Here is a 13,235-nt window from a genome sequence, read left to right as displayed (position 1 = left end):
AGCTAAACCACTTCGGGTAACGTCGAAGTGGTTCGACATTCGGGCTATACTGAACTTCTAAATTACGGGCGGCTCTATACTATCTTTACCGAGGGCAATACGAATGGTGTCAGAACACATGGTGTCAGAATAGTGCCCTTTGTTTTGCGCTTAGCTTGGTTGGTTGTTTTCTCGTGTGTAGCATCCACGACGTTTGCGCTCGTGGATGTAAAAGCAAAAGGCATACCGCTGCATGGCTGGGTGCTGGTAGACAGTAATCCGGACTCCCCCAACCCGCTCCTGACCAATTCAACCGAAGATTTCAAAAACAGCAGTCAGTATGTGGATTTGAACCGGAGAAGCAACAGAGGTTATTCCCATTCCGTATATTGGGTATTAGTAGAGCTTCCAGAGCGCGATCTATCTCAGCATTGGTGGCTAGAATACGGTTATCCACTGATTGATTATATCGATGTCTACACCGGTTCCGATGCCACTGGCTGGACACTAAAAGGCAGTACCGGTGATCAACGTTCCTGGTACAGTCGAGAAGTGTATAGTCCGGTGTTTTATTTCAATCTACCCTCAGACAGCCCATATGTTCTTGTGCGCCTACAAACTCTGGGTTCGATGCAATACCCGCTTCGATTGATTTCAGAGAGTGAACTTCCGTCCGTCCGTGGCAATAATATCTTTATGCACGGGCTGTTTTTTGGCGCTCTGTTCATCATGATTTTTTATAATATGTTCGTTTTTGTGATGTCACGGGAACTGGCCTATTTATATTACGTTTGCCTGATTGGCGCGATAACCGTGTTTGAACTAGCCGTCACCGGGTTTGGCAACATGTATTTCTGGCGCTCCGATGACGGATGGGTGAATGAGCATGTGCAATCTATAACGGTGGGTTTTTGTCTCACTTTTGTGGTGTTGTTTACACGCCGGTTTCTGAAAATCAACGAACTCAATCGAACACTGGATAAAATCTACATCATAGCCGGACTGATCAGTCTGGTGCTCGCGGTTTTCGGTGCACTTCAAGCCTCTCAGTGGCTGGTAAGTTTCACCGCTTTGTGGCCGATTGCGGTTGTTTTCCTGATCGTATATGCCAGCGTGTTAGGCCTGTTGAAACGACAAAGTGGAGCCACCTTATTTTTGCTGGCCTGGAGTGGAGGATTGATCGGCGCCGTATTGTTCGCGGGCCAGATGCAGGGCTGGATGCCGTCCAACACGATTACGGTGAACGCGCTCAAATGGGGGATTATTCTGAATGTGACGCTGTTGTCTTTTTCTCTGGTGTCACAGATACAGAAGCTGAAGCAAGAAAAAGAAGATCTGCAGCAGAAAGCCAATGAAAATTATCAGTTGGCTTTGATTGACGGGCTCACCGGAATTCCCAATCGTCGAGCGTTTGACGAACGTTTGTTTGGTGAACTCGAACGCAGTAGGCGGGACAAAACACATATTGCCCTGATGATGATTGATATCGATTATTTCAAAAATTTTAATGATGCCTACGGACACCAGATGGGCGATGACACCCTGATCCGCACGGCATTGGTGATGCATGGTTGTTTGCGCCGCCCGGGGGATATGCTGTTTCGATACGGTGGCGAAGAATTCAGTATAATTCTTGCCGATACCCATGAGGAGGGGGCTAACAATACCGCGCAAAGGATCATGAAGGAAATCCAGGGGCTGTGTATTCCTCATAAAGAGAGCCCATTTAAGCAGGTCACAGTCAGTATTGGGTTGGCTGTGGCGAAGAATGCTAATATTAAACCTGCGGATTTTATTCAGGTCGCCGATGAAGCGCTCTATAAAGCCAAACGAAGTGGAAGAAATACGGTCTCGATCACCAATTCCCAGGGAACATCTGTGGTTAATATTGGTGATTATTTCAAAAACACACCAAAAGACACTTTGTAACCCCTTTAAAGTTCTGAAAAAATCCCCCAAAATTAGCGATTTATCCTGCACTTAGCGCCGGGCAAACGGGTAGTGACGCAAGGTAAACACTGGGTATACTAATAACAATAACACCACAACAGGAAGAATATGAACGTAGTTGAGTTTCTGGCTTCGCTTTCTAAACTGGATATCCGCCTCTGGTTAGAAGGTGAAAATCTGCGCTTTAGCGCACCCGAAGGTGCCTTTACCCCTGAAATCAAAGCCAGGGTGGTCGGAAATAAGTCAGAAATTATCGAATTCCTGCGCCAGGCCAAGCGTTTGACCGAAGCCCCGATTGAAGCCGTTTCCCGAGATTTACCCTTGGTTACCTCGTTTGGCCAGCAGCGGCTCTGGTTATTGGATCAGCTCAACCCTCACGACGTCACCTACAACATGTCCAGTGCGTTACGCATAAAAGGGCCGTTGAATGCGCCTGTACTTGAAAAAGTGTTTGCGACAATTGTTAAACGCCAGGAGTCGCTACGCACGTATTTTAAGGAAGTGGATGGTGAACCGGTTCAATGTATCCATCCGGTTGATCGGTGGGCGCTCCATAAAATCGACCTGAGTGATCACGATGCGATTACGCAACAGTCCCGCGTAGCCGAGGAAGTCAATAAAGAATCGCTGACCCCCTATGATCTATCAGTCGGGCCGCTGTTTCGAGCCAGGTTGCTTGTGCTGGCAGAAGATCACCATGTACTGATCGCCGGCATGCACCACATTATATCGGATGGCTGGTCAATGGAAGTGTTGGTGAAGGAGTTGAGTACACTGTATATGGTGTTTGCCGCTGGGATGCCATCGCCGTTAGCTCCCCTTGCAATTCAGTATGCAGACTACTCTGCCTGGCAACGACAGCAAATGTCCGCTGAAGAAATGCAAAAGCAACTGGATTACTGGCAGCAAACTCTGCGTGACGCGCCGGTGGTGTTGCCATTACCAACGGACCGGCCGCGCCAGGATATCCCCACTAATAATGGCGCGATTTGCAGCGCGGATTTCGCTAACGATCTTTGCAAAAAGATTAATAGCACGTGTTCCGACTTAGGCGTTACCCCCTTTATGTTTTTATTGGGTGCCTGGCAACTGTTGTTGGGACGTTATGCGAACAGTGTCGATGTTGTTGTCGGTTCCCCGATTGCTGGTCGCAGCCGCAGTGAGGTTCAGGAGCTGATCGGATTCTTCGTCAACATGCTATTGATGCGGATAGATCTTAGCGGCAACCCCACTGTGAAGCAGTTTTATTCGCAAGTGAAAGAGATGACGCTGGGTGCATTCAGTCACCAGGATCTTCCCATCGACAAACTCATGGACGCAATGGATATTGAGCGGCAACCGGGGTTTCCACCATTAGCTCAGGTCGCGTTCCAGTTGATTAATTTGCAAGAGGCCAAAGATCACAGTCCATTTGGGGAAACGCCAGTCGAAATTGAAGCGCTGCCTACAGAGCACGTATCGGCACGCATGGACATGCTTTTGGGAATTGCAAAAAGTGGCGACTGCTATAAAGCCAGCCTGGAATACAACACGGATTTATTCGATGCGGCGACCGTGGCTGCGATGCTGGAGCAGTATCAGTTTTTGGTGCAAGAGTTGTGCGCTGATGCTGATCGCAACATTGGCGATATCGCGATATACGATGCAACCCACCTGTTGCAGCAACTGGGTTGTGATCCGGCGCAAAACCGGTTAATCGAATTAACGCCAAACCAAAAAGTGATGTTCCTGGATCAGCAGGCGAATCCGGACACCACTCAGAATGTGTTTGGGGTGTATGTGGATTTACCACAGCAGCCGGATACCACTTTGCTAACCAAGGCAGTCAACTGGATAGTAGGGCATGCGCCTGTGCTACGGATGCAGCTGGTCGTTTGTGACCTGCCTGCAGCCGAGCCGGTTTATGGCGTCATTCCCGATACAAAGACGATTACGCTTGAGTTGGTCGAGGCGCAGGATGATGTGCTGGTAGAGAACCCGCTGCATCAAACCTCAATGCAACTCATGCATCGTGCAGACGACGGTTTGGCCGGCGACCTGGTTGAATTCAGTGTTGTTCACTATCGAAATCGTTACCGCTTTGTAGTGAGTTGTCATCACCTGTTGTTGGATGGCTCATCTGCTTTCATGCTGGTAGAACGGATCTTGAATGCCTATCGCAATTTGTTAGCCGGTGAACCACCACAAGCCTTTGTCGATGAAGGTGCCTTCGCGTTCGAGCAGTGGAGCCGGACGCAGATGGACTCGCCTGCGGTACTTGAATACTGGAAACAGCAGGGTCAGACAGTAGAGCCGCTCAACTTTCCGCTTGCTTCCAGGGACCACCAGACTCCGGAAACGGTGTCGGCATTCGGAGATGTTACCCAGGTTGCGGAAGTGGACCGGCGTCACCTGGATACAATACGTGAATTTTGCGCTGCAAACCAAATCAATGTGCCGCTGTATTTCAAATTACTCTATGGGTTAATGCTGAAACAGGTGTGCCGGGCTGAAACAGCATTTTCCTTCTATGAATTTTATGGCTGCCGGAAGCAACCCTGGCTGGACTCCTTTGGTTGTTTTTATCAGCAGTTTCCCTGCGTGGTGGATGGCAAGCTATTGGCCGGGCCGGCAAGCCTCAGAGATTGGATTGATAATTTAATATTGCAGCGAAACCAGGCCCGTCAATTCCGCACTATTTCTCTGCAAAAGCAATATGAGTTGGTGCCGTCCGGTCGCACTATTTTTATGTTCAATTACTATGACTTTGTCTCGCAGATGGAATTAAACGGCTCAACTCTGCAGCCACAGCTCTCCACGCCCAAGGTTGACCGGGCCGTGCAGTTTATTGTGAAAGAGGGCGTTGACAACCTCCAGCTGGAATTACGCTATGCTCACAATGCCTTTCAGGATGTGTCGTTTTTACCCAGACTAATGCACCTCAGCGAGCAGATTCTATTTGATGAAATTGCAGAAGTAACTCAACTTAATTATCTGTCTGCTGCGGAACAATTGCAGTTGTCTCGTTTTGAGACTGAACAGTTGATTGATCCGGCCTGGAATGTCCTCAGCGGATTCGAGGCGAGCGTTCAGCGGTTTGCGACGAATATCGCGCTTGTAGATAGCGTGAATAATGAAAACCTTTCTTATTCCCGGTTAAACCAGAAGGCCAACCGACTGGCTCACTATCTGATTGAAACGGGCGTTACCCCCGGTTCGCGTGTTGCCATTTGCCTGGGACGTACAGCCGATTTGCTGGTTTCTATCTTGGCCGTAATGAAGGCCGGCGCAGCCTATGTTCCGTTGGACCCCGATTATCCTCGTGAACGTTTGGCGTTTATTGTTTCTGATTGCGCCGCGTCGATGCTTATTGGCGAGCGGCAAACCTTGGATTTAATCGGTGGCCACAACACCAGCTCAATTGTGTTGACGGAGATTGGCTCTGAGCTGCAGCAATACTCTGATCAGAATCCCGGTCTCGCACTGAGTCCTGAACAACCGATTTACGCTATTTATACCTCAGGTTCCACCGGGCAACCGAAAGGCGCACTGGTTAGCCATAGTGGCGAAGCGAATTTACAGCGCTGGTATTTGGATGAGTTGAGAATAAGCGAGCGAGACCGGACTTTGCTTATAAGTGCCGTGGGGTTCGATCTGACCCAGAAGAATGTATTTGCGCCGTTGCTGGCAGGCGGCACGTTGGTCATGCCCGGCCAACAGGATTACGATGAGCAGGCGTTGGTAGAGTTAATCCGTCAACATCAGATTACCTGGGTGAATTGCGCCCCCAGTGCATTTTATCCGCTGGTGGAAACCGCTGCAGCCAGCGGCTATGGAGCGTTGGCCAGTTTGCGCTTTGTGGTTTTGGGGGGCGAACCGATTCGCTTGAACGCCTTGGCGTCGTGGTTAGCCAGCCCCCATTGCCAAGCCAGATTGATGAACAGCTATGGACCGACTGAATGCACCGATGTAGTGGCTTTTCATACCCTGGATCGGATTGAATCCGCAGATCAGACGATTCCGATCGGTAAACCCATTCCCAACACCCAATTGCATATTCTGACCGCACAGTTACAACCACAAGTGCCGGGTTGCGTCGGCGAAATTTGTGTCACTGGCGCCGGTGTTGGTCTTGGTTACATTAACCGGGATGAACTCACTCAACAGGTATTTATAGAGCGCGATGCCGGGGAGGGGCGGCTGTATCGCACCGGGGACTTGGGGAGGTTGTTACCGGATGGCAACATTGAGTACATCGGTCGTAAAGATTTTCAAATTAAGCTGAACGGCCTGCGTATTGAATTAGGTGAAGTTGAAACCGCATTACGGGCATTGCCCGGGGTCGAAGACGGACTTGTCGTGGTTAGCCAGAATCGCTTGGTTGCCTATGTGGTAGCGGGGCAGGAGCCCGATCAATGGCGTGAGACATTGCGACAGCATTTACCCGAATATATGATTCCGTCGCTGGTGATGACGGTTCAACAGTGGCCATTAACCCCGAACGGTAAACTTGATCGTTCAGCTTTACCTGATCCGTCCCGGCAATTACAGGTTGCCAGCGTTTACGTTGCACCCAGAAACGACACTGAAACCCAGATTAGCCAAATTTGGCAGCAGGTTTTGCAACAAACCAATATCAGCGTGATCGATGATTTCTTTGCTATCGGTGGTAATTCCCTGCTCGCCACCCGCATCACTTCCAGGATCAAAAAACAGTTCGAAATCGCGTTGTCGGTGCGCGAGTTGTTTCTGGCCCCCTCAATAGCCGAGTTGTCTGTTGCCGTTAATCGAGCAAAGCAGACCAAAAATATTCCACCGATCACCTTGGTGGATTACAGCAAACCACAACCCTTGTCTTATGCACAGCAACGGTTGTGGTTTCTGGATCAATTGGATCCGGGTTCAACCGCTTACAACATGCCCGGTGCGTTTCGCCTGGAAGGTGACCTGCAACTGGATGCGTTAATCCGTTCTTTGCAGGAGATTGTGCGTCGGCATGGGGTGCTACGAACCCGGTTTATTGCGGTTGATGACGAGCCCGCGCAAATTATAGAGACGGCAGAAAACTGGCAGCCCAAGCTTGTGGATCTGTCTCAACTGACAGAGGCGCAGCAGCAGGTAGCAGCGCGGCAAACAGTTGACGCGCTGTATAGCCATGTTTTTAATCTTGAAACCGGGCCGCTATTCAACATAGAGATTTTGAAGTTCTCGGATCAGCAGCACCTGTTAACCGTGAATATGCATCACATCATCTCTGATGGCTGGTCTAACGGTATACTGATGGGCGAACTGGGTGTGCTGTACGACGCTTTTAACCACGGTCGTTTGAGCCCGTTGCCAACGCTGAATATTCAGTACGTGGATTTTGCTGCCTGGCAGCGACATTGGCTCAATGGAGATGAACTGGAACGGCAGCTATCTTATTGGCGCAATTCCCTTGCCGGTGTTGAAGTGTTAAACCTGCCGGTAAACAAGCCTCGCACCAAGAAAACGGGGTTTGCCGGTCATGTGCTCAGTTTCACCATGGATGAAAAGCTGTCCAACGGTTTGAAGCAATTGAGCCGAGAGCAGGGCACAACCTTATACATGACCACGTTGGCGGCCTACCAACTATTGCTATCCAAATACAGTAACCAGGATGATATTTGTGTTGGAAGTCCTATCGCGAACCGGAATCACGACGATATAGAGCCGGTTATCGGTTTCTTTGTGAATACGCTGGCGTTGCGTACACAGCTTGATAGCAATGGCAGCTTTGCCAATCTGATGCAGCAGGTTCGACAGCAGACTTTGGATGCCTATGCCCATCAGGATGTGCCTTTTGAGCGTTTGGTTGATGAGTTGGTGACGGAACGGGACATGCTGCATTCACCTCTATTCCAGGTTCTGTTTTCGCTGCAAAACATTCAAATGAACAACGATCTTCGGGTGCCGGGCCTTAAGCTCAAGCCGATTGCCAATGATAATGTGGTAGCCAAATTCGATCTTGAGTTCAGTTTGGGGGAACAAAATGGCGTGATTGCGGGGGAGGTGGTCTACCGCACGGCGTTATTCAATCGTGCTTTTGTCGAGCAGCTCATTTCCCATTATTTGCGCATTCTTCAGTTGGTCGTGGCCGATCCGTCGCAGTCCCTGAATCAGATTTCACTGGTAACCGACACTGAAATTCAGCAGTTACAGTCCCGCAACTCAACGCAATCCGATTATCGTCAAACTGCAACCGTTCACCAATTGTTTGAAGAACAGGTTGACAGAACTCCGGATGCCCCAGCGGTGCTGCTTGGCACACAGAGTCTGAGTTATCAACAATTGGAACATCGGGCGAATCAGATTGCGCGATATCTTATCGGTCAAGGTATTGGTACTGGCGACGTGGTGGGAATTATGCTCCCGCGCTGTAATTTACACCTGATGAGTACGCTTCTGGGTGTCTTAAAAGCCGGTGCGACTTATTTACCCCTGGACCCGTCTTACCCCGCTGATCGTATTGCCTATATGCTGGAGGATTCTGGCACCAAATTGGTGGTCGCATCCAGTGAATACGAATCCATATTGACTGCCAGCTCGGTCCATTATCTGGATAAGCTCGATGCCGCGCTTGATCCCTTAAGCTCTGAACGCCTGGCTTTGCAGGGTGATGCCAAGTCTTTGCTTTATGTCATCTATACCTCTGGTTCAACCGGTCAACCCAAGGGTACCGGTGCAAACCATGCAGCTGAGGTGAATCTTCTAGCGTGGTATTGCCGCGATTTTTATATGTCGCCGGCGGATCGTGTTTTGTTGGTCAGTGCCATCGGTTTTGATTTAACCCAGAAGAATTTGTTTGCACCGCTGGTCAGTGGTGCTGCATTAGTGCTGCCTACGGTCCACGAATACGATCCCCAGGATTTGGTGCAAGCCATCACGCAACAAAATGTGACCTGGGTTAACTGCGCGCCGAATGCCTTTTACCCCATAGTAGAAGAGGTAGACGATCTCATTGAGTTGGATTCGCTGCGCTATGTGTTTCTGGGTGGCGAGCCGATTGATATAGATCGCTTGTCCAATTGGATACAGCGCGATGCCGGCAAGCTGGTGAACAGTTACGGGCCTACGGAATGTGCAGACATTGCAACATTTCATGTGGTGGACAATGCGGATTGTGTGCCCGGTGCGAATATTCCGATTGGTAAGCCCATCGACAATGTGAAGCTTTATATTCTGGATTCAAATCAAAAAATGGTGCCGCAAGGTGTGCCGGGAGAATTATGTATTGGGGGGGACAGTGTCGGCCCGGGGTATTTTAATGATCCGGAACAAACCCGTGACAAGTTTATCGTTAACCCCTACGGTGCTGAACATGAGCGCATTTATCGGACTGGTGATCTGGCACGGTATCTCACGGATGGATCTGTCGAATATTTAGGGCGTATCGACAGTCAGGTCAAAATCAGGGGATTCCGCATTGAGCCAGGAGAAATTGAAGCTAAAATTCGTCAATTTCCCCAGGTCGCAGCCTGCTGTGTGATCGCGCGGGAGGATAGCCCCGGCATTAAATCGTTGGCAGCTTATTTGGTGATTAGCAGCGACGAGCAACCGTCAACCAGCGAACTTACCCATTTTTTACGCAAAGATCTGCCTGAGTTTATGGTGCCTGGCCATTTTGTCTTTATGGATCAATTGCCATTAACACCCAACGGAAAGGTGGCCAAAAATCAGCTGCCGGCTCCGCAACAAAGCGTTTCTGATAAGCGTGATATTGCGCTTGCCGAAACGAATACCGAAAAGACAATTCTCGCGATATGGCAGGCCGTTTTGAGTATCGATTCCCTATCAGTAGAAGATGACTTCTTCAGTGTGGGCGGCCATTCGCTGTTAGCAACTCAGGTGATTTCCCGTATACGAAAACAGTTTCAAGTTAATATTCCCCTAAGGGCTTTGTTTGAATCACCCACTATCCGCACCAGCGCCCGATTGGTGGATGCGGCGCTAATGAATTCAGAACGTGAGCAAAAGCCGCCGATTGTTAAGGTGGATCGCACCAAGCCATTGCCCTTGTCATTCGTACAGCAACAGCTCTGGCTGCTGGACCAATTGGATCCGGGTAGCCCGGCTTATAATATGCCGGTCGCTTTACGCATTAACGGCGCCATTGACACACAGGCGTTTAAGCGCTGTTTCGATACCATAGTGCAACGCCATGAAACACTTCGTACCAGTTTTACCACCGTACAGGGCGAGCCTGTAGCGGTCATCCATCCGCACCGGGAATGGGCTTTTTCTGAGATTGATCTATCCGATGTTGATGCGCTTACTGCTCAGCGGGAATTGGAAAAGATCACCGCACAGCAAACGGAGGGTGGCTTTAATCTCGCGCAGGACCCCCTGATTCGCGGTGCTTTGGTTAGGTTACCTACCACGAAGCAGGGCCAGGAACAGCGTATATTTGCCGGCGCGATTCACCACATTGTGTCCGATGGTTGGTCGCTGAATATCATGATTGCCGAGTTGATAGAGCTGTACCATGCAGACGTGGAAAACCGCCCAGCGCGCCTTCTTCCCCTGGATATCCAGTACGTGGATATTGCGGCCTGGCAGCGAAGCTGGTTGCAGGGCGAGGTGCTACAAGCCCATCTGGATTACTGGCGCAAGCAGCTCGATAATGACGGTCGGGTACTGCAAATCGCCACGGATTTTCCGCGTCCGAAAGTAATGACCACACGGGGTGCATCCGCTCAAGCCCATGTTCAACCCCGGTTGATTCAACAGGCAAAGGCTCTCGCCAAAGAAGAGAGCACCACACTATATACGGTGTTAATGGCAGTTTATAAAGTGCTAATACAGCGATATACCGGTCAGCAGCATATAAATGTGGGATCGCCTATTGCCGGTCGGGAAGAGCTTGAATCTGAGAATCTGGTCGGCTTTTTTATCAATACCGTGGTTGTTTCCAGCGAGATTTACCCGGCTCATAATGGCAGACAGATTTTACGGTTGGTCAGGGAGCAGGTGTTGGGCGCTTATGCGCATCAGGCGCTGCCTTTTGAAAAAATCGTCGAGGAACTGAAGCCGCCCCGCGATCCGTCACGCACGCCTTTCGCCCAAGCGTTTCTGAATTTGTTGAATTTGCCGGTGCAGCAGGAATCCAACTCTTTGCTGAATATTGAGCCGCTGTTGCGTGAACAAGACCATATTCATGCTAAATACGACTTCAATCTTTATGTGAGTGAGACAGAAGACGATGGTTTGGCGTTGCATATGGTGTACAACGCGGATTTGTACAAAGCAGAAACCGTTGCGCGTTTTATGCAGGACTATGTCCGGTTATTTGGACACTTTGTGGCGGATACGGATACGACTGTCGCGGGATATAGCCTTCAATCACAACAGGATCAGAACTGGTTACCGGATCTGAAGCAGCCCATTCCGACACAGCATTTTTCTGGTCCAGTGGAACAGTTTTTACAACATGCCTGTGAAATGCCGGACGAAATCGCGATCGATTTTCAAGGTGAGGCCATTAGTTACGGGCAATTGGAAACGGAAAGCCGCGCCATTGCGCGGGGCTTGCAGCTTGCGGGTGTCGGCATTGAACAGCCGGTCGCTATTCTGGCACAACGTACTCCCTCCTTGGTAAGTGCGATACTCGGTGTACTACGGGCCGGTGCTGCCTTTGTCGTGCTGGATTCCGCCTACCCGGTGCAACGACTGAGTGCTATCACCAACGCGGCAGCCCCGAAAGCGCTCATCAATCTGCTGGATAGTGAAGCGTTGATGCAGGCCGTCTGTGCCGAAGTGCCAATGTTGGCGACTTTCGGGTTCCGACAGCTGGTGCAATCAGGAAGTAATGAAGCCACAAGCAAATCCGCCGATTGGCAGGAACAACACAATCAATTCAACACCGCCTACCTGGCATTCACCTCGGGTACCACGGGCTTACCAAAAGGCATCAAGGGTGATTTTGCCGCCATTGCGCATTTTGTAAATTGGTATGTAAAGCGGTTCGATGTTCAATCAACGGATCGATTCACCCTGTTATCCGGGCTGGCCCACGATCCGTTATTACGGGATATTTTTGTTCCTCTGAGCGTGGGTGCCAGTATTTGCATTCCCGACGGGGATTGGATGGCGAATCCGGAAACGCTGTTGAGCTGGATGGAAACCGCACGGGTCACCTCCCTGCATTTGACTCCGTCAATGGCCGATGTGATGGCCGGTGTTCGCAAGGACGACCAAACCCTGCCTCAGTTAAGGTTTGCTGGTTTCGGTGGCGATCGTTTGTCCTGGAAAGCGGTCGCGCGTTTCAAAGATCTGGCTCCCAAAGCAACGGTGGCCAACTTTTACGGCGCAACTGAAACTCCGCAAGTGATGGGTTATTACCCCGTAATTGCACCGGATCTGAGTGAAGACGCCTTAGCTGCGATGCCTGAATACGTACCAGTGGGTTGCGGTATTGATGATGTCCAATTGTTAATCCTGAACGCAGACCGACAACTTTGCACGCCGGGTGAGGTAGGCGAGATCGGTATCCGCACGCCGTATCTTTGCCAAGGCTATCTGGATGGTGACACCGAGCGGTTTGTTACGCATGCGTTCGCGTCATCTCCGGAACAACCGGACCGGATCTACCTGACTGGCGACAAAGGTCGTTACCGTAGCGACGGCCAGGTAGAGTTTCTGGGGCGCATTGACGATCAGATTAAAATTCGGGGCTTCCGCATCGAACCGGCAGAAATTGAACGTCATCTCGCTTCTTTGGATGCAGTTGACAAGGCGATTGTCATCCGAGGGCAAGACTTGCGCGGCGATGATTGTCTGGTGGCTTACCTGCAAACATCTTCACCGCAGTCGGACGGGAAACAGTCCGGCCTGTCCGATCTGGCCCGTACGGAGCTGCGTCGATCGTTACCGGAATATATGATTCCGTCACTGTTTATCCCGTTGGATAAGCTGCCGTTGACCCCGAATGGAAAAATTAATAAACGGGCACTTCCGGCTCCTGCAGATTATTGGCAGGCGCGCGAATATATCGCCCCCCGAACCGATGTGGAACGTGAGATCGCGGAAATCTGGCAGACTGTCTTGAAAATGGATCAAATCAGCGTGGTGGATAACTTCTTTGACATAGGTGGCCATTCGCTCTTGGCCGTGCAAATCGTTACCCGTGTAAAAACAGCGTATAGCGTGGAGTTCTCCATGCGCAGGCTGCTCGAAGTAGCCTCGATCGAAGGCATGGCAACCTATGTGGAAAATGCACTGTGGCTACGGGAATCTGAGCAGACAGCGTCTTCCGGCGACGACGAAGACTTCGAAGAATTAGAAATATAATCCGCTATAATTTGATAGAT

At 50.3% G+C, this 13,235-nt stretch carries 2 protein-coding genes; both read left to right on the top strand.

Annotated elements, in window-relative coordinates:
- Positions 1-201: 201 nt before the first annotated feature.
- Positions 202-1,908: a sensor domain-containing diguanylate cyclase gene (locus FT643_RS10395; protein ID WP_198043471.1), complete on the top strand. Its 1,707-nt coding sequence runs from the start codon at positions 202-204 to the stop codon at positions 1,906-1,908.
- 129 nt (positions 1,909-2,037) lie between these two features.
- Positions 2,038-13,215, top strand: a complete 11,178-nt coding sequence (locus FT643_RS10390) for a non-ribosomal peptide synthetase (RefSeq protein ID WP_156871325.1) — start codon at positions 2,038-2,040, stop codon at positions 13,213-13,215.
- Positions 13,216-13,235 lie beyond the last annotated feature (20 nt).

The sequence above is a fragment of the Ketobacter sp. MCCC 1A13808 genome, from assembly GCF_009746715.1.
Lineage (GTDB): Bacteria > Pseudomonadota > Gammaproteobacteria > Pseudomonadales > Ketobacteraceae > Ketobacter.
This window is presented reverse-complemented; position numbering and strand designations above follow the sequence as displayed.